Annotated in this window: 21 protein-coding genes and 1 pseudogene; 17 read left to right on the top strand and 5 right to left on the bottom strand. The window is 68.9% G+C overall.

Features of this window, described 5'->3' with window-relative positions; translation table 11 throughout:
* Positions 1-3: 3 nt before the first annotated feature.
* Positions 4-390 carry a DUF350 domain-containing protein gene (locus tag ACTRWB_RS31340; protein ID WP_129515440.1) on the bottom strand — a complete coding sequence of 129 codons (387 nt, stop codon included), beginning with the start codon at positions 388-390 and terminating at the stop codon, positions 4-6.
* Between the two features lie 121 nt (positions 391-511).
* On the opposite strand from ACTRWB_RS31340, the gene ACTRWB_RS31335 reads away from it, so the two are divergent.
* The 6 genes and pseudogenes from ACTRWB_RS31335 to ACTRWB_RS31310 all read left to right on the top strand — a co-directional run bounded on the left by ACTRWB_RS31335 (position 512) and on the right by ACTRWB_RS31310 (position 6,238).
* Positions 512-2,026, top strand: coding sequence for a polyamine aminopropyltransferase (locus tag ACTRWB_RS31335; protein ID WP_446904134.1), 1,515 nt, complete (start codon positions 512-514; stop codon positions 2,024-2,026).
* Positions 2,026-3,645 (top strand): FAD-dependent oxidoreductase, encoded by a 1,620-nt coding sequence (locus tag ACTRWB_RS31330; protein WP_446904133.1) that lies wholly within the window; start codon positions 2,026-2,028, stop codon positions 3,643-3,645. The genes ACTRWB_RS31335 and ACTRWB_RS31330 overlap by 1 nt, the downstream gene beginning before the upstream one ends.
* Before the next feature lie 148 nt (positions 3,646-3,793).
* Complete coding sequence (locus ACTRWB_RS31325) at positions 3,794-4,555, top strand: N-acetylmuramoyl-L-alanine amidase family protein (protein WP_446904132.1); 762 nt, start codon at positions 3,794-3,796, stop codon at positions 4,553-4,555.
* Between the two features lie 50 nt (positions 4,556-4,605).
* The gene (locus tag ACTRWB_RS31320) at positions 4,606-4,995 is read left to right on the top strand and encodes a lysozyme inhibitor LprI family protein (RefSeq protein ID WP_048245551.1); all 390 of its coding nucleotides are present in this window, start codon (positions 4,606-4,608) and stop codon (positions 4,993-4,995) included.
* Between the two features lie 69 nt (positions 4,996-5,064).
* Positions 5,065-5,643: a hypothetical protein gene (locus ACTRWB_RS31315; protein WP_446904131.1), complete on the top strand. Its 579-nt coding sequence runs from the start codon at positions 5,065-5,067 to the stop codon at positions 5,641-5,643.
* Positions 5,644-5,687: 44 nt separating this feature from the next.
* Positions 5,688-6,238: pseudogene (locus tag ACTRWB_RS31310) on the top strand (N-acetyltransferase family protein).
* Here ACTRWB_RS31310 and ACTRWB_RS31305 read toward each other — a convergent pair.
* A complete protein-coding gene (locus ACTRWB_RS31305; protein WP_129515446.1) occupies positions 6,221-7,141 on the bottom strand; it encodes a LysR family transcriptional regulator in 921 nt (306 codons plus the stop codon). The pseudogene ACTRWB_RS31310 and the gene ACTRWB_RS31305 sit on opposite strands and share 18 nt — an antisense overlap.
* A gap of 150 nt (positions 7,142-7,291) precedes the next feature.
* Here ACTRWB_RS31305 and ACTRWB_RS31300 point away from each other — a divergent pair, with 150 nt between their 5' ends.
* Complete coding sequence (locus ACTRWB_RS31300; protein WP_446904130.1) at positions 7,292-8,467, top strand: FAD-dependent oxidoreductase; 1,176 nt, start codon at positions 7,292-7,294, stop codon at positions 8,465-8,467.
* A 23-nt stretch (positions 8,468-8,490) separates the two neighbouring features.
* Here ACTRWB_RS31300 and ACTRWB_RS31295 read toward each other — a convergent pair whose 3' ends face one another.
* The 3 genes from ACTRWB_RS31295 to ACTRWB_RS31285 form a co-directional block, all read right to left on the bottom strand.
* Positions 8,491-9,837 carry a glutamine synthetase family protein gene (locus ACTRWB_RS31295; protein WP_193100050.1) on the bottom strand — a complete coding sequence of 449 codons (1,347 nt, stop codon included), beginning with the start codon at positions 9,835-9,837 and terminating at the stop codon, positions 8,491-8,493.
* A 150-nt stretch (positions 9,838-9,987) separates the two neighbouring features.
* A complete protein-coding gene (locus ACTRWB_RS31290; RefSeq protein ID WP_048245547.1) occupies positions 9,988-10,545 on the bottom strand; it encodes a helix-turn-helix domain-containing protein in 558 nt (185 codons plus the stop codon).
* Positions 10,546-10,562: 17 nt separating this feature from the next.
* Positions 10,563-11,852 (bottom strand): NAD(P)/FAD-dependent oxidoreductase, encoded by a 1,290-nt coding sequence (locus tag ACTRWB_RS31285; protein WP_446904129.1) that lies wholly within the window; start codon positions 11,850-11,852, stop codon positions 10,563-10,565.
* Here ACTRWB_RS31285 and ACTRWB_RS31280 point away from each other — a divergent pair.
* The 10 genes from ACTRWB_RS31280 (at position 11,829) to ACTRWB_RS31235 (ending at position 22,025) form a co-directional block, all read left to right on the top strand.
* Positions 11,829-12,116: a hypothetical protein gene (locus tag ACTRWB_RS31280; RefSeq protein ID WP_446904128.1), complete on the top strand. Its 288-nt coding sequence runs from the start codon at positions 11,829-11,831 to the stop codon at positions 12,114-12,116. The two genes, ACTRWB_RS31285 and ACTRWB_RS31280, sit on opposite strands and share 24 nt — an antisense overlap.
* A 390-nt stretch (positions 12,117-12,506) precedes the next feature.
* Positions 12,507-13,883 carry an acyl-CoA dehydrogenase family protein gene (locus ACTRWB_RS31275; RefSeq protein ID WP_446904127.1) on the top strand — a complete coding sequence of 459 codons (1,377 nt, stop codon included), beginning with the start codon at positions 12,507-12,509 and terminating at the stop codon, positions 13,881-13,883.
* Positions 13,884-13,919: 36 nt separating this feature from the next.
* Positions 13,920-14,324: a thioesterase family protein gene (locus ACTRWB_RS31270; RefSeq protein WP_034180561.1), complete on the top strand. Its 405-nt coding sequence runs from the start codon at positions 13,920-13,922 to the stop codon at positions 14,322-14,324.
* A gap of 17 nt (positions 14,325-14,341) precedes the next feature.
* Positions 14,342-15,361 carry an NAD(P)H-dependent flavin oxidoreductase gene (locus ACTRWB_RS31265; RefSeq protein WP_446904126.1) on the top strand — a complete coding sequence of 340 codons (1,020 nt, stop codon included), beginning with the start codon at positions 14,342-14,344 and terminating at the stop codon, positions 15,359-15,361.
* Complete coding sequence (gene pheA, locus ACTRWB_RS31260) at positions 15,358-16,497, top strand: prephenate dehydratase (protein ID WP_446904125.1); 1,140 nt, start codon at positions 15,358-15,360, stop codon at positions 16,495-16,497. Before ACTRWB_RS31265 ends, pheA begins: the two co-directional genes overlap by 4 nt.
* Positions 16,497-17,168, top strand: a complete 672-nt coding sequence (locus ACTRWB_RS31255) for a hypothetical protein (protein ID WP_446904124.1) — start codon at positions 16,497-16,499, stop codon at positions 17,166-17,168. The genes pheA and ACTRWB_RS31255 overlap by 1 nt, the downstream gene beginning before the upstream one ends.
* Positions 17,165-17,689, top strand: a complete 525-nt coding sequence (locus ACTRWB_RS31250) for a shikimate kinase (protein ID WP_446904123.1) — start codon at positions 17,165-17,167, stop codon at positions 17,687-17,689. Before ACTRWB_RS31255 ends, ACTRWB_RS31250 begins: the two co-directional genes overlap by 4 nt.
* Positions 17,690-17,842: 153 nt before the next feature.
* Complete coding sequence (locus ACTRWB_RS31245; RefSeq protein WP_446904122.1) at positions 17,843-19,288, top strand: efflux transporter outer membrane subunit; 1,446 nt, start codon at positions 17,843-17,845, stop codon at positions 19,286-19,288.
* On the top strand, positions 19,285-20,484 hold the full coding sequence (locus ACTRWB_RS31240; protein WP_446904121.1) for an HlyD family secretion protein: 1,200 nt from the start codon (positions 19,285-19,287) through the stop codon (positions 20,482-20,484). The genes ACTRWB_RS31245 and ACTRWB_RS31240 overlap by 4 nt, the downstream gene beginning before the upstream one ends.
* Before the next feature lie 2 nt (positions 20,485-20,486).
* Positions 20,487-22,025: a DHA2 family efflux MFS transporter permease subunit gene (locus ACTRWB_RS31235; protein ID WP_446904120.1), complete on the top strand. Its 1,539-nt coding sequence runs from the start codon at positions 20,487-20,489 to the stop codon at positions 22,023-22,025.
* Positions 22,026-22,123 lie beyond the last annotated feature (98 nt).

Below are 22,123 nucleotides of genomic sequence, written 5' to 3'. Positions count from 1 at the left end.
CGGTCAGGTCAGGCAGGCGGCATTGATGATGCCGACGACGAGCGACGCGGTGCCCATCAGGCCGCCCATCGCGACGTTGCGGTCCTCGATTGCATGATTCATGCCGGGCATCAGGCGCGTCAGCGCCGCATAGGTGATCAGTTGCACGGCCATCGCGCCGACGGCCCAGATCACGACTTCGCCGAGCGTCGAGTTGTGCGCGATGCTGGACGCGAGCGTCAGGCAGAAACCGATCAGCGCGCCGCCGAACGACAGCGTCGCCGCCGAGTTGCCGTCGCGGATCAGCGCCAGTTCGTCGAACGGAGTGACCTTCAGGTACACTGCCGCGAACACAAGAAGCAGCACGAACGCCGACAGTAAATGAACCGCATAAAGATAGGCACTATTCATTCTTTCCCTCGGATTTTGTGCTCGGTTCGCCGCCCCGTCGCCGGTCGGCCCGCACGGGGCCAGCTGACAAAAATCCGCGCCAGTATATCCACATTGCCGAACACTGCACAACGGACGCACCATGCTGCATAGGCGTGCGCTCGTCCTGTCGATCCTCGTGCTCGCGTCGTGCGGGCTCGGTTACGAACTGATCAGCAGCGCGCTGTCGAGCTACCTGCTCGGCGATTCGATCCTGCAGTTCTCGTCGGTGATCGGCTGCTACCTGTTCGCGATGGGGATCGGCTCGTGGCTCGCGAAGTTCGTCGAGGACGACGACGTGCTCGACCGCTTCGTCGACATCGAGCTGCTCGTCGGCCTGCTCGGCGGCGTGTCGGCCGCACTGCTGTTCGCGGTGTTCGCGTGGCTGGCCGCGCCGTTCCGCGCGGCGCTCTACGCGCTCGTGCTCGCGCTCGGCATGCTGATCGGGATGGAGATCCCGCTCGTGATGCGCGCGTTCCAGCAGCGGCGCCAGGCGTTCCGCCATACCGTCAGCGAGGTGCTGACCTTCGACTATCTCGGCTCGCTTGCCGTGTCGCTGATCTTCCCGCTCGTGCTCGCGCCGCGTCTCGGCCTGCTGCGCACGAGCTTCCTGTTCGGCATCCTGAACGCCTTCGTCGCGCTGTGGACCACGCACCTGTTCCGCGACGAGATCCGCAACGTGCGCGGCAAGCTGATGCGCGCGTCGCTCGTGATCGGGCTGCTCGTCGCCGGCTTCGCGCTGTCGGACCGCATCACGCACTGGGCCGAGCATGGCGTGTACGGCGACGAGACGATCTATTCGGAAACGACGCCGTACCAGCGCATCGTGCTCACGCAGTGGCACGACGACATGCGGCTGTACCTGAACGGCAACCTGCAGTTCTCGTCGCGCGACGAGCATCGTTATCACGAGGCGCTGATCCACCCGACAATCGAGGCGCTGCCGTGGGCGAAGCACGTGCTCGTGCTCGGCGGCGGCGACGGCCTCGCGGTGCGCGAGCTGCTCAAGCACCGCAACCTCGAACAGATCACGCTCGTCGATCTCGATCCCGCGATGACGAAGCTGTTCTCGACGTCCGCGCCGCTCGTCAAACTGAACCAGAGCTCGCTGAAGGACCCGCGCGTGCACGTGATCAACGACGACGCGGTGCGCTGGCTCGAATCGAACGCCGACGTGTACGACGCGATCGTCGTCGACTTCCCCGATCCGACCAATTTCGGGCTCGGCCGCCTGTATTCGGTGCCGGTGTTCCGGCTGCTCGCGCGCCACCTGTCGGAGAACGGCTATGCGGTGATCCAGTCGACGTCGCCGTATTTCGCGCCGCACGCGTACTGGACCATCATCGCGACGCTGCACGAAGCCGGGCTCAACACGTGGCCGTACCACTGCTACGTGCCGTCGTTCGGCGACTGGGGCTTCGTGATCGCCGGCAGGCGCCGCGACTTCACGGTGCCGACGCACTACTCGGTGCCCACGCGCTGGCTCGACGCGCAGACGGCCGCCGAGATGTTCCACTTCCCAGCCGACATGCCAGCGCTGCCGATGACGCCGAACGAACTCAACGACCAGCCGCTCGTGCGCCGCTTCGACGACGACTGGAAACACGTGCTGCGCTGATGGATCGCCGCACGTTCCTCGTCGCGTCGGCGGCCGCGTCGCTCGCCGCTTGCGGCCGCACCGGCTGGATCGAGACGACGCCGCGCGTCGGCTACCCCGGCATGCGCGAAGGCCATGCGCTGCGCGACCATGCCACGCTGCCGCCGCCCTCCGGCATGATCGAGACGGACGTCGCGATCCTCGGCGCCGGCGCGGCCGGACTGTCGTGCGCGTGGCAGCTCGCGCGCGCGGGCCACACGCGCTTCACGGTGCTCGCCGGCCCCGAATTCGGCGGCAATGCGGCCGGCGGCCGCTTCGGCGATCTCGGCTATCCGAAAGGCGCGCACTACCTGCCGCTGCCGTCGCTCGAATCCGCGCATCTGCGCGACATGCTCGCCGATCTCGGCGTGATCGAATCCGCGCCGTTCTCCGCGCGCCCCGTGTACGACGAGCGCGTGCTCGTCCATGCGCCGGATGAACGCCTCTTCATTGCCGGCCAGTGGCAGGACGGCATCGTGCCGACGGCCGGCCTCGACGCCGACGCGCTCGCGCAGCAGGCGCGCTTCTTCGCGTACACGGACGGGCTGCGCACCGCGCGCGGCGCCGACGGCCGCAAGGTGTTCTGCATCCCGATCGCGGAATCGTCGCGCGACCCGCGCTGGCGCGCGCTCGACCGGCGCTCGTTCCGCCAGTGGCTGCTCGACGAGGGCTACACCGCGAAGGCGCTGCACTGGTACCTGAACTACTGCTGCCGCGACGACTACGGCGCGGGATACGAGCATGTGTCCGCGTGGGCCGGCCTGCACTATTTCTCGTCGCGCGGCGGCCATGCGGGCGACGCGAGCGACGGCGCGGTGCTGACCTGGCCCGACGGGCTGCACACGATGGTGACGAAGCTGAGCGATTCGATCACCGCGCGCACCGGCTCGAATGCGTGGTCGCGGGACGGCTTCGCGGTGCGCGCGACCGAACGCGCGGGCGGCGTCGACGTGCTGTGCGCGCGTCTCGGCGACGACGGCGCGCTGTCGACGTTCACGCTGAAGGCGCGGCGCGTCGTGTGCGCGATGCCGCTGTTCGTCGCGGCGCACGTGTTTCCGCAGCTTTCCGCCTACGGCTTCGAACCCGCGCGCGACCTGCCGCCGCGCGCGCCGTGGCTCGTGTCCAACTTCCTGCTCGACGGCATGCCGGCCGAGGCGGCGGGCGTGCCGCTTGCGTGGGACAACGTCGTCTACGACGGCGCGGGGCTCGGTTATGTCGTGTCGACGCACCAGCTGATCCGGATGTCGCCGCCGACGCGCTCGGTGTTCTCCGCGTATCAGGCGTTAAGCACACGCGCGCCGGACGACACGCGCCGCTGGCTCGCGCAGGCCGAGCCCGGCGCGTTGCGCGAACAGGCGGCGATCGACCTGCAGGCCGTCTACGGGCGCGCGCTGTGGAAGCACGCGACGGCGCTCGAGATCACCGTGCGCGGCCACGCGATGGCGACGCCCGACGTCGGTTTCCTGAGCCGGCCTGGGCTGCTCGCGCTGCGCGAGGCCGACGGCCCCGTCGTGTTCGCGCATGCCGACCTGTCCGGGCTGTCGCTGTTCGAGGAAGCGTCGTACTGGGGCATGCTGGCAGCGCGGCGCGTGCTCGCCTGAGCACCGGCTTCCGGCCGGCGCGGCGGCGGCCGATTCGTCATTGCGACGACGCCGCCACCCGCTATAATCGCGCGACATTCCGACTGCATTGAGCAGGCCGACGGTGCCGTGCCGTTCGACGCGCCGCATGCCCTCCTCGACAACAACAATGACGAACCGAACCCTCCGACGCCTTCGCCCGTTCGTGCGCACCGCCGCGCGTGTGCTTGCCTGCGCCCCGCTGCTCGGCGCGCCGCTGGCGCTGCACGCGGCCGACGCCGCGGCCCCCGGCACCGAGCCCGCATCCGGGCGCTATATCGTCGTCGACACCGGCCACACGCCCGCTCACCCGGGTTCCACCGGCGCGAGCGGCCGCGTCGAATACCTGTACAACCTCGATCTGTCCGCAGCGGTTGCTGAAAAGCTCGCCGCACACGGCGACCGCGTGCTGCGCACGTCGGCCGACGGCCGCGAGATCGCGCTCGACCAGCGTTCGACGCAGGCGCCCGACGCGAACCTGTTCGTGTCGATCCATCACGACTCGATGCAACAGCAGTTCATCGACGCGGGCCGCCAACGCGAATTCCGCGGCTTCTCCGTGTTCGTATCGGAGCGCAATCCGCACTATGCGGAAAGCCTGCGTTGCGCGAAGGCGATCGCCGAGCGGCTGGTCGCGGCCGGCGAGCGTCCGTCGCTGTATCACGCGCAGCCGATCCGCGGCGAGAATCGTCCGCTGATCGACCCGCAACTCGGCATCCACCGCTTCGACGATCTCGTCGTGCTGCGCACCGCGCCGATTCCGGCCGTGCTCGTCGAGGCCGGCGTGATCGTCAATCCCGACGAAGAAGCGCGGCTCGCGCGGCGCGAGACGATCCAGCGCCTGTCGGCCGCGATCGCAGGCGGGATCGACGCGTGCACGGTGCCGAAGTGACGGTATCGCCCATCGGGCTCAACGGTTTTCACCCAGCCAGGAGCATCACAATGAAAAAGAAGAATCTGTTCGCATCCTGCGCGCTGCTCGCGCTTGCCGTTCCGTTCGCCGCGCACGCGGCCGGCTGCGCGAAGCCGCACAGCGCGTTCGACCAGGTGTACTGCACCAGCACGCAGTTCTCGCAGAGCGACCGCGAACTCAACGACGAGTACGGCCGCCTGCGCAAGCAACTGAGCGGCGACCAGCAGGCGACGCTGAAGGCCGGCCAGCTCGCGTGGCTGAAGCAGCGCGATGCGCAGTGCAGCGAGACGCGCAACAACAGCTACCTCGTGGATATCCAGTGCGCGAACGACATGACGCAGTCGCGGCTGTCGTTCCTCCGCGAGCGTGAGCGTGAATGCACGAGCACGGGGTGCGTGGCGTCGAAGCTCGGGGAGTAAGGTCTTCGCGCGTGCCGTGCCGTGAAACGTTTCGCGGCGCGGCGCTTCAGCCCCACGAAGGGAACGGCGATGCGACATGAATTCTCCGAAGTCCTCAACGACCTGGTCGACTACTTCCTCGTCGGCGATGTTCTGCTGCTGAAACGCTACAAGGAACAGCACGGGCTGTCGGACAACGTCGCATCCGAGTTCACGTCGAACGACAGCGGCGACAACGCCGTGCTGGAAGGTGTCGTGATTCCGCTGGCCGGCATCGAGAATCATCCGTACACGGTCATCTTCACGCTGGACGACGAAACACCCGAATTGCTGAAGACGGGAAGCCGCTTGCAGCATCGGCGTGGTGGCTACGTGCTGCGCGTCGGGCATCGTAAGATCATGCTCTACACGTGGCGCATTCTCGAACGCTTCAACGACGAGACGGTGAACGCGCTGCTCGCGCGTTACCGCGAACCGGGCAGGCCCGTCATCGAGATCGAGAACGGCTGGTACGAAGTCGAAGTCCTCGGCGGAGAAGTCCCGCGCAACGGCTGGTTCGAACCTGCGTTCGAATTCGTGCTGAAAAGAACCGACGAACCGCAAGATGCGTCGCACGTGGATATCGGCTACAGCTTCGCGATCGACAGCAGTTCGGATCGCGCGAATTGATCCGGACACGGCAACGCAACAGCAACCGATCAGGCAGAACACACATGGCACCGAACAGATGACGATCGACATCCGCGCTGCCACATCCGCCGACGCCGCGACCATCGCCAGCATCCACGTCGCGTCGTGGCAGGCAACCTACACGGGCATCATGCCGGCCCCGTTCCTCGCCGGTCTGTCGGTCGAAAAGCGCACGGCTGCCTGGCGCCATGCGCTCGATGCCGGTCGGCCGCGCGTCGCGCTCGCGTTCACGGACAACGAGCCGACGGGCTGGATCGCATACGGTCCGACACGCGACCCCGACAAGGATCGCACCTGGGGCGAAATCGAAGCGATCTATCTGCATCCGGCGCATTGCGGGCAACGCATCGGCGCGGCGCTGGTCGACCATGCGTGCCGATCGCTGCATAACGCGGGCCACGCATGGGTGTCGCTCTGGGTGCTGATCGAAAACCGTCGTGCACGGGCGTTCTATGAACGCGAGGGTTTCGTCGCGGAAAACGACATCAAGACGTTCGAGATCGATGGCACGCCAATCGAGGAAGTGCGCTATTGGCGCGCACTGCCGAAGCAATCCTCACGACTGAATAGTTAGCCCCGCCTCCAAACGCAACTGCATCATCCGCACCAACTCGCGGATCTTCGCGTTGACGGAATTGCGGCTCGCATAAGCGGCAAGCAGTTCCAGCGGCGCCGGTGCCATCTCCAGCGGCACGCGCAGCAACCGCCCGTCAGCAAGCTCGGCCGCGCACGCACGCTCGACGAGAATCGCGAAGCCGATCCCGTTCAGCGCCGCCAATCCCGCCATCTCGCCGCTATTGACGCGATACCGGCTCGCGACCGGAATCTTGTGAATCCGCCCATCGCGGTCGGCGAACTGCCACGGCTGCCCTTTCAGCGTGCTCAATGTCGTGATGCACGGCAATTGCCTGAGCTGTTCCGTCCGGGTCGGCATCCCGGTCCGGGCGACGAGCGACGGCGCAGCCACGACGACGCTCGGCAAACACGCGAGCGGCCTGACGACGAACGCGCTGTCGTCCAGCTTCCCGCGATTGACGATGATCGACAGGTCGATGTCGTCGCGCAACGTCGATATGCCCGCGAGGCTGGTATCGCAGTCGATTTCGACGCGCGGATGGCGGCTTGCGAATTCCGCGACGATCGGCCCGAGCATGCGCGGCCCGATTTCGCCGGGCACGCAGAGCTTCAGCACGCCACGCAACTCCGTTTGCTGCGAGGTCAGCTCGGATTCGGCCAGCGTCAGCGCATCGAGCATCGGCCTCGCGCGCTCATGCAGCAGGCGCCCGGCCTCGGTCATCCGAAGGTGCCGCGTGCTGCGCTCCAGCAACCTCACACCGAGCCTCGACTCCAGTTGTGCCACATGGCGGCTCACGTTGGAACCCGGCAACGCAAGCGCACGCGCGGCACCCGCAAAGCTGCCCTCGTCGACGACCGACACGAACACGCGCACCGCATTCAGATCCAGCTTGCTACGCATCATTATCCCGTTTGAGGTATCAAAGCCCGCCATTTTTCATGGCTTATCCCGCCAGACACCGTAATTTACGATGCTCGTCCCGTCAATGCGACGCCGAAGCGCAAACCCGCGACCCAGCGAGCGCTCGCACGACAATACGGAAGGAGTGTCATGGATATTGCAATTCTGGGTGCCGGCGTCGCCGGCATGAGCACCGCACTCGCGCTTGCCGGGCGCGGGCACCGGATCCGTCTGTACGAACGCCGGCTATCCGACTCGACGATGGGTGCGGGCGTGGTGCTGTGGCCGAATGCCGGTTTCGTGCTGGCGCAGCTCGGCATCCTGCCGGACATCGTCGAGGTCAGCGGCCACCTGCGCGCGATGCGGTGCATCGACCGGCACGGCAACCCGTTCAAGCTCACCGATATCCGCCAACTCGACCGCCGCATGGGTTTTCCGACGCGCTCGATCCTGCGGCGCGACCTGCAGGCCGTGCTCGCGCGACACGTGGCCGCGCGCGGCATCGAAGTCTGCTTCGGCCACTGCGCAACGGCCATCGACACCGGGTCGGACGGCCGCGCCGTCGTTCGTTTCGACAACGGCACGGCGATCGCGCCCGATCTCGTGATCGGCGCGGACGGCCGCATGAACTCCGTCGCGCGACGCCATGTCGTCGGCAGCAACACGCCGGTCTATCAAGGATTCGTCAACTGGATCGGCGTCGCGCAGAGCGACGCGCCGCTCGTCGATGAAGTGTCGATATTCGACTACTGGGGCACACGCGAACGGTTCGGTATCGTTGCGATCGATCGGCAGCGCGTGTACTGGGCCGCGGCACGGGTCGAAGCCGACGGCGACGACACGGTACAAGGCGATCCGGGGCCGATGCTGAAACGGCTATTCGATGCGTGGCCTGCACCCATCGCAGACGTGATGCGCGCGACGCCGCCGAACACGATCGCAAAGATTCGCGTGCACGATCTCGATCCGGTCGACGTGTGGCACCGTGGCAATGTGCTGCTGATCGGCGATGCCGCGCATGCGCCCTTGCCCACCTCAGGACAAGGTGCATGCCAGGCACTCGAAGATGCGTGGCACCTCGCCCGTTGTCTCGACGAGCACGGGGAAGGCAACGGCAGCGACCTCGACGCAGCACTCGCGTCGTTCACGATGCGACGCAGCCTGAAAACCACGGCGATCACCCTGCGTGCCCGCGATTTCGCCCACCGGCTATTCGGCAACGACACGCACGAAAGCGCACGGCAGGTCGATCCGCTTGCCGAAATCGACTCCCTGGCGCACGCGTGGGGCGCGAACCTGCCGTTGGAGCAGATGCCCGATCGATAGGACTCGCAGGCGGCGGCATGCAATCACAGAAACCACCGATACTCCCGCGCGCCGATCTCGTTGCGAAAATCCAGCTCCTCCTGCCGCTTGTTCTCGCAATAGACCATCACGAACTCGCTGCCGAGCCCTTCGCGCACGGCCGGATGATCCTGCATCGCCGCGACCGATGACAGCATCTCCTTCGGAAAATCGATCCCGCTGCCGCGATCCTCGTTGAGCGGCGCGATCGGTTCGATCCGTGCATCGAGTCCGTGCTCCATCCCGGAAAGGATCGCCGCGAGCACCAGGTACGGATTCGCATCCGCGCTGGCGAGCCGGTGCTCGATCCGCAGGTTGCGCGCATCCGACTCGGGAATCCGGATGCACGCATCGCGATCCTCGAAGCCCCAGCTCGCACGGCTCGCCGCATTCACCATCGATCCGTAGCGCCGGAACGCATTGTGATTCGGCGCGAACACCGGCATGCAATGCGGCAGCAGCGCGAGACACCCGGCCACCGCGTGCCGCAGCGGCCGCTGCCCGTCCGCCGCGAGCAGGTTGCGCCCCGCGTCGTCGTACAGGCTTACATGCACGTGCATCCCGCTGCCCGGCGCATGCAGGTACGGCTTGCCCATGAAACTTGCGCGATAGCCGTGCTGCAGCGCGACGCCGCGCGTGCTGCGGCAGAACAGCGCCGACCAGTCGGCCGCGCGCAGCGCGTCGTCGGTATGGCCGAAATTGATCTCGAACTGGCCCGGCCCGAGCTCGGCCGTGATCACCGTCGCGTCGACGCCCTGCTCGCACGCGGCCTCGACCATCTCGTGCAGCACGTCGGAGAAGCGCGACAGACGCTCGATATGCATGTTCGGCTGATCGTCGCGGTCGTCGCTCAGGCGGTCGCGCGGATACTGCGGCATCCCTTCCGCGAGTTGCGCGGCGAACAGGTAGAACTCGAGCTCGAACGCGACGACCGGCCGGATGCCGCGCGCCGCGAAGCGCCGCAGCACGCGCGCAAGCACCTCGCGTGGTTCGAACTCGATCGGCGCATCGGTGCCGTCGGAGCTGATCAGCATCTGTGCGAGCGGCTGCCGCTCCCAGCGCACGGGCTTCAGCGTGCCGGGGATCAGCCGGCGCGGCGCGTCGGGGTCGCCGTCGTTGAAGCAGTAGTCGCCGATCTTGTACAGGCCGCCCTGCGTGCCGAGCAGCACGCAATTCTGCGGCAGCTTCAGCAGCGAGCCCGACGCGACCTTCTCGAGCGCGTCGATCGGGTAGCGCTTGCCGTAGAAATGCCCGGGCAGGTCGAGGCAGATCAGGTCGACATAACGGATCTCGGGATGCGCCTGCCGGAATGCGCGGACTTCACCGACCAGCGCGGGAACGACGTCAGCCATGTCTCATCCTTTCCATGTCTTGTATGGCGGTGCCGCAACGCGGCGAACCGGATTCATGCGGCGCGCGGAACAACGCAGTCGCATTTAAATCAGTACTGCAAACAGGCTGCGAGGTGCGGCGGCCTGCAACGCCGCCCGCCCCGCTACAACTCAGGTGAATACCCAGATCACGCGCGTCGGCGCGTCGGTCAGGTTGGCGTAACGGAAGCGCCGGTGCGCGGGAAGCTGGAACGCATCGTTCGGGCCGAGCGTGACGGGCGTGTCGTCGCCGTCGATCCAGATCGTCAGTTCTCCTTCGAGCACAAAACCGCCCTGCTCGTCGCTGTCGTCGACGGGCCGCTCGCCGCTGCTCGCACCGGGCGCGAGATGGCTTTCGAGGATCGAGAAGCGCGAGCGCATGTTCGGCGACACGAGGATGTCGGTAATGCCGGCCGCGTAATACACGGTGCGCCGCTCGTCGGGCCGCGTGACCCACGGCACGCTGCGCGGCTTGCTCAGGCTGTAGAAATACGTGGTCGGCACGCCGAGCGCCTCGCCGATCGCGGTGAGATCCGCGACCGTCGGGCGCGACAGCCCGCGCTCGACCTGCGACAGAAAGCCGACCGAGCGGCCGATCCGCTCGGCCAGGTCGTTCAGCGTGACCTTGCGATGCTTGCGCAGGTCGCGGATCAGGATCGCCAGACTTTCTATCTCTTCCTGTTCGTTCATGATGGGTTCCGGTGCGGTCAGACGGTATCGCGCAAACGGTACCAAACCTTGCCCAGCGCTTCCAGCGGCGCGGCGAGCCGGTCGCCGCCGGGAAAGCGCGGATTGCGGATGCGCTGGTATTGCGCGAGCAGGCGCTCGTCGCCGAGCACGGCGTCGGCGACCGCGCGCGCACCGGCAAGCGTCGGCAGCACGCCGTGCCCCGAGAAGCCCTGCAGCCAGAAACGCTGCCCGTGGCGGCCGATGTCCGGCGTGCGGCGCATGCTGATGTCGATATGGCCGCCCCACGCGTAATCGAGCGGCACGCCGGCCAGTTGCGGGAATGCACGTTCGAGGTGCGGGCGCGTCGCCGCCGCGATATCGGCCGGGATGCCGCCGAGATACGTGCAGCCGCCGCCGAACAGCAGCCGGTTGTCGGGGCTCAGGCGGAAGTAGTCGGGCACGAACTGGTTGTCGATCACGCAGCTGTTCTGCGGCAGCAGCGAACGCGCGACGTCGGGCGCGAGCGGCGCGGTCGCCACCTGGTACGTGCCGACCGGCAGCAGCCGGCGCGCCAGGTCGCGATCGAGCCGGTCGACGTACGCGTTGCAGGCCAGCACGAGCACGTCCGCGCGCACTTCGCCGCGCGCCGTGCGGGCGACGTGGCCGCCGGGCGTCTCGCGGCAGTCGAGCACGCGGCTCTGCTCGAAGATGCGGCCGCCCGCGCGCTCGATCGACTGTGCGAGGCCGAGCGCGAGCTTCAGCGGATTCAGGTGGCCGGCCTCGGGATCGTGGAGCGCCGCGAGATAGCGCCCGCCGCCGATCCACGCCGGCATTTCAGCCCGCTCGATCACGCGCAGCCGGTCGTAGCCCCAGCGCTCGGCGGCCTCGTCGCGGGCCTGCGCGAGCATCGCGACGCGACGCGGCCGCACCGCCGCCCACAGGCTGCCGGGCCGGTAATCGATGTCGAAACCGTGCCGCCCGGGCAATTCGCGCACCTCGGCCGCGGCCCAGCGCATGCTGTCCCACAGCAGGCGTGCGCCGTCGCGGCCGAGCGAATCCTCGAGCGGCTGCATGTCGCACGACCAGCCGAGCAGCGCCTGCCCGCCGTTGCGGCCCGACGCAGCCCACGCGACGCGGCTCGCCTCGAGCACGGCGACGCGCTTGCCGGCGAGCGCGAGACGCAATGCCGTATGCAGCCCGCTGAAGCCGGCGCCGACGACGAGCACGTCGGCGTCGATGCGTTCGTCCAGCTCCGGACGACGCGGGATCGGCGCCGGATAGGTGCCGGCGTAGTAGCTTGCGACGTGACGGTCGGACTGCACGAACATGCGGGCTCCGGTGAAATTTACCTCGCCAAATTTCATGAAAAATTAGCACGACAATTTCATGCGAGCAAGCTGGAAATGCTTTTCCCGATCGTCAGGACAGCAGGATCGGGCGGTCCGAATCGTATGATCTTTTCCATTCCGCGTTGCCTCGTCGAACGCGCCGATGCAAGGCAAGTGCGCGCGGCAGCAGTCCGGCTTGTCGACAACAACGACACGGGCGTCCCGGCATCCGGCGCGAACGCATTGCCGATCACGACACACTGACTCCCCCCCCCGGCCGGAAATTCATCACCGTCTTCGCTCCATGCGGGACTTCGATACGCCACCGGTACGGTTGCCTCCTCGTGCGCAAACGGAATGCCGGCCGCCTTCTGCTCACGGGATCCAGTGTTGTTCGAGATCGTCACGGCGTGCCCGTACGCGCATGCGATCCATGCTGCCGCGCAAGTTACGCAACGCTGAATCTTCGGCACGAATCACACCCTCTCCAAATGATCTGCAGTGCGAACTCAATCGACGTCGCCCGTGCGACAGAACATCGGCAGCCCGACGCCGTCCCGCCGTCACGATCGACGCGCGGCAGCGCCCTCACCCGCCGGCGCGCAATCCTTTCCCGTCGCCGCAGCGACCCGGCCCTGGCGGCGACGGCACACCGTGACCGGAATCGTCCGGCATCCCTCGCCAGCCATCCTTCGCAACGACATGTGCGACGGGCATCACGACCTCGCTCGGCAAGCGTGTTCCGCCGCTCGTCACATCGTGCAATTCACCCGGATCGTTCGCCGATGCGCGTCGCACCCGAGTGCGATAACTGACAGTTTCTCGTCCGGGGGCTTTTCATTAGATTGGCGACACGATCCATACAAGGTCTCGCTCATCGACATGACTCTCACTGCCAGCGAAGCACAGCCCACGACGACCGCCACGTACCGGGACATCGCCGAACGCCATGCACGGTCCGCCCCTTCCGGCGCGTTCCATCGCGATGTATGGGATGCATTGTCCGACGCGGGACTGTGGCGCCTGCCCGTACCGCGCGAACTCGGCGGCGCTGGGCGCACGTGGCACGACTTCGTCGATGCATTCGAAGCGGTCGCCGCAGCGCTGCGCTCCGTCGGCTTCGCGATGGCGCTCGCCAACCAGGCGACGCTGATTCGCGCGATCGTCGCATACGGTTCCGACGCGCAGCGCGCGCGGCATCTGCCGCCGCTGCTGTCCGGCGCGATCGGCGCCACGGCGATCTCGGAGAGAGGCACCGGCACCGAAGTGCGCGCGCTCGAAACGTGCCTCGTTCGCGACGGCGACCACTACCGGCTCGACGGCCACAAGTACAACATCAGCCACGCACCCGAAGCGCGCGTGATGATGATCGTCGCGACCCTGACCGGCGACGCCAAGCCTGCCACCGCGCTGGTGCTGATCGATCCCGAACGCTCGGGCGTGCAGCGCAGCGCGCCGCAGGCGACGCTCGGCGTCGCGGATCTTCCGATCGGCGATTTCGCGCTGTCCGGCGTGCGCGTCGACGCCGACGAACTGCTCGGCGCGCCCGGCGATGGGCTGCGCCTGCTGATGGACATCGCGTCGATGAATCGCGCGCTGTTCGGCCTGCTGTGCGCGAACGTCACCCAGCCGTTCCTCGCCGACGCGCTCGCGTACGCCGGCGCCCGCAAGACGCTCGGCGTCGCGATGGACGCCCATCAGCACGTGCAGCGCCGGCTGGTCGACGTCCAGGTCGGCATCGAACGCACGCGCTGGACGGCGCGCGCAGCGCTCGATCAACTCGTCGGGCAACGTCCCGAAGCGCTCGCGAACTGCTCGATCGCGAAGCTCGCGGGCGCGCGCGATCTCGCGCAGGCGGCGCTGCACCTGCTTGCGATTCACGGCAGCGACGGCTACCGGCGCGGCCCGCTCGCCACCTTCGTCGCCGACGCGCTTGCGATGGGCTCGGCCGGCGGCACCGAGGAAATGCATTACCGGAACATCTTCAGCCAGATGCAACGACGCGCGGCCGCCACGGCGCGCGCGGCGTAACCGCTCACCCTTCCATCACCCCTTCAGGAGCTGACCTTGACTATCCAGACTGGCCTGCGCGCCCGCGCCACCCACCGCGTCGACACGATTTCGCTCGCCGATCAATGGGGAGGCGAAGCGCACGCGCTCGCGAGCCCGATCATGATCATCTTCATCGAACAGACCTGCATGCAGGCGACCGACCATCTGCTGCCGGCCGGGCAGATGACGGTCGGCTACAACTTCGAGATCAAGCACCTCGCACCGACGCCGCCCGAATGGGACGTCACGATCGACGCCGAACTGATCGAGGTCGACGGCCGCATGATGACGTACCGGGTCGAGGTGCGCGACGCGGTGGGCGTCGTCGGCGAAGGCGTGCATACGCGCTGCGCCGTCAGCCGCGACGGCTTCCACCGCCGCCTGGACGAGCGGCGCGACAGCGCGGCGCTCGCGCGCTAACGAGCCGGAGCCCGACCATGATTCCACGTCCGCTACAGGGTCTCCGGCTGCCGGTGATTGCGTCTCCGATGCTGATCGCGAGCTATCCCGAGATGGTGCTCGCCCAGTGCAAGAGCGGAATCGTCGGCACATTTCCGGCGCTCAACGCACGGCTCAGCGCGCAACTCGGCGACTGGATCGACACGATCGACGGCACGCTGCGCGCGTACCGGGATGCCCATCCCGATGCGCCGGTCGGCCCGTACGCGGTCAACCATATCTGCCACCCGTCGAATCCGCGCGTCGAACAGGATCTGCGCATCTGCATCGACCGACGCGTGCCGCTGATGATCACGAGCCTGCGCGCGCCGTCGCGCGACGTCGTCGATGCAATCCACGCCTACGGCGGGATCGTGCTGCACGACGTCACGACGGTGCGGCACGCGCAGAAGGCGCTGGAGGCCGGCGTCGACGGCCTCGTTCTCGTCGCGGCGGGTGCGGGCGGCCACGCCGGCACGCTGTCGCCGTTTGCGCTGGTCACGGAAGTGCGGCGCTTCTACGACGGCTTCATCGCGCTGTCCGGTGCGATCGCGACAGGCGACGCAATCGCCGCCGCGCGCGCGCTCGGCGCCGACTTCGCGTACATCGGGACGCGCTTCCTGGCGTCGCACGAAGCGAACGTGGTGCAGCGCTACAAGGACACGATCGTCGAAGCCAACGCGGCCGACATCATCTACACCGACGCGTTCACCGGTGTCCACGGCAACTACCTGCGCCAGAGCATCGAGGCGGCCGGGCTCGACGCGCGCCGGCTCGCGCGGGTCGACGGCGCGCAACTCGATTTCTCGCCGGACGGCGGCGCGAAGCAGTGGCGCGACATCTGGGGTGCCGGCCAGGGCGTCGGCGCAATGGACGCGGTACTCAGCGTCGCCGAGATCGTCGAGCAGCTCGAAGCCGAATACGACCGCGCCGTCGCGCGCGTGCAGCCGAGCGCGGCCACGCACGTCGCCGCACGCCGCCCGTCCATTTCCCCGACTTCACGGATCGACACGCCATGACGCCGTCCGAACTTGCCGCCCCGTCGTCCGTCGACGATGCGATCGCGCGCCGCCGCGCGCAGATCGACGTGATCGACGACCAGCTTCTCGAGCTGATCGGCCAGCGCATCGTTCACGCAACCGAGATCGGTCATCTCAAGCGGCATGCAGGGCTCGTGGTGCGGCAGCCTGCCCGCGAAGCGTCGATCGTCGCCGCGCTGTGCACGCGCGCGCCGTGGGGGCTGCGCGACCGCGACCTGCGAGCCATCTGGCAGACGCTGTTCAGCGCGAGCCGTGACGCGCAATCGCTGCCGACCGTCGCATTCCTCGGCCCGTCGGGCACCTACACCGAAACCGCGATGCTGCGTCACTTCGGCGAATTCGCCCGTGGGCAGGCGCACGAAACGATCGACGCGGTATTCGAAGCGCTCGCGCGCGGCGACGCGGAATGCGCGGTCGTGCCGGTCGAGAATTCCTCCGAAGGCAGCGTGACCCGCACGCTCGACCTGCTGATCGCGCAAGCGGCACCCGTCACGGGCGAGATCGAACTGCCCGTCGCGCACTGCCTGCTGAGCGCCAGCGGATCGCTCGCCGGCGTCGACAGCGTGGTCGGCCATCCGCAAGCGCTCGCGCAATGCCGCGCGTGGCTCGACGCGCATGCGCCCGGCCTGCGCCGCATCCCGGTGTCCAGCAACGCGGTGGCCGCGCGCGAGGCCGCGCACCTGTACGACTGCGCGGCGATCGCCGGCGAACCGGCGGCCGAACTTTACGGACTGCGAATCGTCTCGAGCGCGATCCAGGATCACCCGGATAACCGCACACGCTTCATGATCGTCGGCGGCCAAGCGCCGGCCCCGACCGGCCACGACCGCACGAGCATCGTGCTGCGGCCAACCGATGCGCCCGACGCGCTCGCGCGCGTATTCGATGCGCTCGCCCACCACCGCGCACCGCTGCTGTGGGTCGACGTGCGCCCGGCACGGGGCACCGGCCATGCGTATCGGTACTGCATCGATTTCGGCGGGCACCCGCTCGATCCGAACGTGCGCGCGGCGCTCGACGAGATTGCGCTCGCCGCATCCGAACTGCGCGTCCTCGGCGCCTATCCGCGTGCCGCGGGCGGCACCGACGGGCACGCCGACGGCCCGGCCGCGTGATGACGACGGCGCCCGCTTCGTCCCGCGTCGCCGCCCGGCTGCTCGCGATTCGCGACGGTCGCGACGATCGCCTGCTCGTGCTGTGCGGCATCGCCGCGGCGAGCTGCCTGCCGCTCGCCGCCGGGCGATGGCTGCGCGCGCTGCGCGCCGAATACGACGACGAACTGGAGCTGCTGCCCTTCGTACGCGGCACACCCGACGCCGCCGGCACCGCGTGCCTGCTGCGGCGCTGCGCGCGGCTCCAGCTTCCGGCGGTGGTGATCGGCGACACCGCGGCGACCGCCTATGGTCGCTGGCGCGCGTGCCTGCCCGCGGCGCCGCTGACCTGGCGCGTGCTCGAAACGTCCGCTGCACGGGCCGCGACGCCACTGCCCGGCGGCCTGCTGGCGCGCTGGCCGGCACGCGCGGCCGAGCCGGTCGACTGGCCGCGCTCGCGCCGCGTCGTTGCCGACCTCGGCGCTGCGTCGCCGGCACTTGGCGCCCGGATCGGCGCGCTCGCCGACGCACTGTGCGACGGCACGCTCGTGATCGCCGGCATTGCGCTGGACACGGCCCCCGGCGCGCCTCACACCTTCATCACCGATGCGCTGGATCCGCTCGCCAATTACGTGCGGATGCAGCGCATCGCCGCCGTGACACGCCGCGCCCCGTCGCTGCGGAGCCGCCTGTGAGCCCGCGCCCGCAAGCCGGCCCGACGCGCATCGCGCTCGTCGGTATGCCCGGCGCCGGCAAGACAACCCTCGGCAGCGCACTGGCCCGCGCGCTCACCCTGCCGTTCGTCGACGCCGACCGCGAACTCGAACGCCACTTCGGCGCGCCCGTCGCGGCCCAGTTCCATGCGGGCGACTTCCGCGCACGTGAAGCCGACGTCATCGACGCGCTGACGCGCGGGCCGGCGCTCGTGCTCGCAACCGGCGGCGGCGCCGTGCTGCGCGCCGATACGCGCGCCCGGCTCGGCCAGCGCTGTTTCGTGATCCATCTCGCGAGCGATCTCGACACCCTGTGGCACCGCACGCGCGACGACGCGTCCCGCCCGCTGCTGAACGTCGCCGACCCGCGCGCGGCGCTCGCCGCGCTGCACGACGCGCGCGAATCGCTGTACCACGCCTGCGCGCACTGCCGCATCGATACCTCGGGCCAGTCCGTCGCCCAAACGCTCGCGGCAGCGCTCGACGCGCTCGCGATGGCGTAACCCACGCGACCTCATCGGTCCCCTTCAGCGGTTTCAACGATGCCGGCCGGTTCGGCCGAACTGCCATTTCTACCAGTTGCCGATCGTCTAATAATATCTAAAGATATATTTTTAGATACAAATCGTTCGCCATCGCGTCACAGGAAACCGACCATGCCCTTCCTCATCGACCGAGCGCGCGGCGCCCGCCGCCTGGTTCCCGCGCTCGCCGCGCTCGCGATCGCCGGCTGCGCCCCGTTCGGCCCGCAACGCCCGGCGGCCCGGATCACGCCCCTCGAGCAGCTCGATGCGGGCGCCGCGATCCGCTCCGCCGGTGCCGGCTCGCCGACGATCGCCGAGCGCTGGTGGACCGCGTTCGGCGATGCGCAGCTGGATCGCCTCGTCGACGATGCGCTGGCCGGCGCACCGACGCTGCAGGCGCAGCGCGAACGCGTCGCGCAGGCGCTGGCCGACGCCGACGTCGAAAACGCCGCGCTGGTGCCGCAACTCGGCGCGACGGCGAGCGCGGTGCCGACGCGCCTGCCCGGCAGCTACCGGACGCCGCCGCCCGCGGCCGGACACTGGCAGGTCGACGCGCAGGCGCTCCTCGGCGCATCGTGGGATCTCGACATCGCCGGCCGACAGCACGCGCTGGCGCGCGCCGCCGCGCTGCGCGCGGACCAGCAGCGCGCGCTCGAGCACGCGGCCACCGTGTCGCTGCAGGCGGCGATCGTCGAAACCTATCTGCAGCTCGCGCTCGAACAGCAACTGCTCGCGATCGCGCGCGAAACGCTGCAGCAGCACAGCTATCTGCTTCGCCTCACGTCGCAACGCGCCGATGCCGGACTCGACATGCAGGTCGCCGTGCTCAGGGCGAGCGAACCCATCCCGCACGCGCAGGCCGACATCAACACGCATGCAGCCGCATCGGCCCGGCTGCGCCACCGGCTCGCCGCGCTCGTCGGCCGGGGGCCCGGTTACGCCGATGCGCTGACGCCCGCCGCGCCGCCGGCGGCCGAGCTGCCGATGCCGGCCGTCGTGCCCGCGTCGCTGATCGGCCGCCGGCCGGACGTGCTGGCCGCGCGCTACCGGGTCGAAGCCGAAGCGGAGAACATCGACGCGGCGCGCGCCGCGTTCTATCCGGACGTCAACCTGCTGGCCTTCGCCGGCGTGCAGAGCTTCGGCTTCCGCGCGCTGTTCCACGGCAACAGCGGCACGTTCGGCGCGGGCCCCGCGATCACGTTGCCGATTTTCGAGGGCGGGCGCCTGCGCGCCGGCCTGCGCGCGCAAACCGCCGCCTACAACGCCGCCGTCGCGGTGTACGACGACACGGTCGTCAACGCGCTCGCGCAGGTCAGCGACACCCTCGTCGAGATCGACACGCTCGGCCGGCAGCGCGCGCTTCAGCGCGAGGCGCTGTCGCGCGCGCAACAGACCTACGCCATCGAGACGCAGCGCTACCGGAAAGGCATTTCCGGCTACCTCGACGTTCTGCTCGCGGAAGGCCGGCTGCTCGAGGATCGCGCGTCGGTCGCCCGTGCGGATGCGTCGTTCGCGATCGAGCATGCCCGCCTGATCGCCGCGCTCGGCGGCACCACTTCCACTGGAGTCACGCAATGAACCGTCCTGAATCCCCCGCCGCCGAGCCGTCGCTGCAACGCGCGCGCCGGCGCTACTTCCGCTGGCTCTTCATCGCGCTCGCCGGCGCGGCCGGCCTCGCCGCCGCCGCGTGGGCCACCACGCGCGGCACCGAGACGACCGACGATGCGTACGTGTCCGGCGACGTCGTGCAGATCTCGCCGCAGATCGGCGGCACCGTCGACGCGGTGCGCGTGCAGAACGCCGACTGGGTCCGTCCGGGCGACCTGCTGTTCAGCGTCGACAAGACCGATGCCCGGCTCGCGCTGGACGAAGCGGTCGCGCAACTCGCGCACGCGGTGCGCCAATACCGCACCGCGCATGCGGACGCGGTGCGCGAAGAAGCGCAGATCCGGGTACGGCGCACCGAATGGTCCAAGGCGAACGACGACCTGCAGCGCCGGCTGAGCCTCGCGCAAGACGGCGGCGTGTCGCGCGAGGATCTGCGCCATGCGCGGGATGCGATGGACGGCGCGGCAGCGGCGCTGAACGCGCAGCAGGCCGCGTACGACGCGACGCTCGCGCACACCGACGGCACGTCGATCGACACGAATCCGCTCGTGCGCGCGGCGGCGTCCCGGGTCCGCAGCGCGGCGCTAGCGCTGCGCCGCACCGAAATACGCGCACCGCTCGGCGGGCTCGTCACGCGCCGGGTCGTGCAGGTCGGCCAGCACGTCTCGCCCGGCGCGCCGTCGCTGGCGGTCGTGCCGCTCGATCACGTGTGGGTCGAAGCCAATTTCAAGGAATCGCAACTGCGCGGCATGCGCGCCGGGCAGCCGGTCGAACTGTTCTCGGACCTGTACGGCAGCGAAGTTGTGTTCCACGGGCACGTCATCGGGCTCGAAGCCGGCACCGGCGCCGCCTTCGCGGCCGTGCCCGCGCAGAACGCGACCGGCAACTGGATCAAGGTCGTCCAGCGCGTGCCGGTCCGGATCGCGCTCGATCCCGCCGAGCTGCGCGCGCACCCGCTGCGCATCGGCCTGTCGATGACGGCATCGGTGCCGGTCGATCACGGCCCCGGCACCGCATCGGCGTCGCCGCCCGCCCGTCCGCCCGAAGCGCGCCGGTCGATCGATGCCACGTCGATCTATCGTGACGACGACGAAGCGGGCGATGCGCTCGTCGCCGAGACGATTCGCGCGAACAGCGGCGCGCGCCCGCTCGCGCCGGGAGCCTGACGATGCGCTTCTTCGCCCGGAACGCGGCGCCGAAACTGCCGCTGGAGCCGCTCGCCGGCATGCCGCTGGCGCTTGTCGCGATCGCGGTCAGCGTCGCGAATTTCATGCAGACGCTCGACCTGACGATCGCGAACGTCGCCGTCCCGACCATCGCGGGCGATCTCGGCGTCGCACCGGACATGGGCACGTGGATGCTGACCTCGTTCGCGACGCCGCTCGCGATCACGCTGCCGCTCACCGGCTGGCTCACGCAGCGCTTCGGCCAGGTGCGGCTGTTCCGCGTATCGGTGGTGCTGTTCGTGCTCACGTCGATCCTGTGCGGGATGGCGCCGAACTTCGAGTCGCTGCTGCTGTTTCGCGCGCTTCAGGGCGCCGCGTCGGGCCCGATCACCGCGCTGTCACAGGCGCTGCTGCTCGCGGTGTTCCCGTCGACGCGCCGCCACGTCGCACTGGCCGTATGGCAGACCACGACGTTCGTCGCGCCGGTGCTCGGGCCGATCGCCGGCGGCTGGATCACCGACAACCTGAGCTGGCCGTACATCTTCTACGTGAACGTGCCGCCGGGCGTCCTCGTGCTGGGCGTGCTCTCGCGGCTGCTGGCGGGACGCGACAACGCGACGCGGCGGCTGCCGGTCGACGTCGTCGGGCTGCTGCTGCTCACCGCCGCGTTCGGTTCGTTCCAGTTGCTGCTCGATCGCGGCCAGAACCTCGACTGGTTCGCATCCGACGAAATCCGCGTGCTGGCGGTCGTGGGCGCCGTGTCGTTCGTCGCGCTGATCCTCTGGGAGCTGACCGACAGCCATCCGATCGTCGACCTGCGGCTGTTCGCGGACCGCAACTTCACGACGAGCACGCTCGCGATCACGGTCGGCTTCGGGCTCTACTTCGGCGCGCTGGTGCTCGTGCCGCTGTGGCTGCAGACGCAGCAGGGATACACGGCGACCTGGGCCGGCATCGCCACCGCGCCGCTCGGTCTCGCGGGGATCGTGATCGCGCCGCTGCTCGGCCGCTTCCAGGGCCGCACCGACCCGCGCCTGCTCGCGACCGTCGCGCTCGTCGGCTGGGGCGCCGCCTCGTTCTGGCGCATGCACTTCAACAGCGATGTGACGATCGGCGACATCGCCGCCAATTCGCTGCTGATGGGTGCCGCCACCGCGTTCTTCATCACGCCGCTCGTGTCGCTTTCGCTCGCCGGGCTGCCCCGCGAGCGGCTGCCCGCGGCATCCGGGCTGCAGAACGCGCTGCGGCGGATCGGCACCAGCGTCGCGACGTCGGTTGCGCCGACCTACTTCGAGCGCCGCTCCCGCGTGCACAACACCTATCTCGTCGACCACATCACACCGTACGATTTCGCGTCCGGCGACTGGTTCGCGCGGCTCGATCACGCGGGGCTGTCGCCGTCCGGCGTGCTCGCGTCGGTCTCGCATGCGATCGACGTCGAAGCGCACATGCTCGCGCTGAACGACTTCTCGTTCGGCTGCCTGCTGCTGTTCGGCGCGACGCTGCTGACGGTCTGGTCGATCCGCTACCGCCACGCGTGACGCATGAGCCGCGGCCGGCGGCCGCGGCGCACACCGTGTGCGACACGTTCCGCTTCCTCCGCTTCGAAGAACGCGCGTCGCGATCGCAACGACGTTCA

Source organism: Burkholderia sp. YIM B11467 (assembly GCF_052952715.1).
This window is presented reverse-complemented; position numbering and strand designations above follow the sequence as displayed.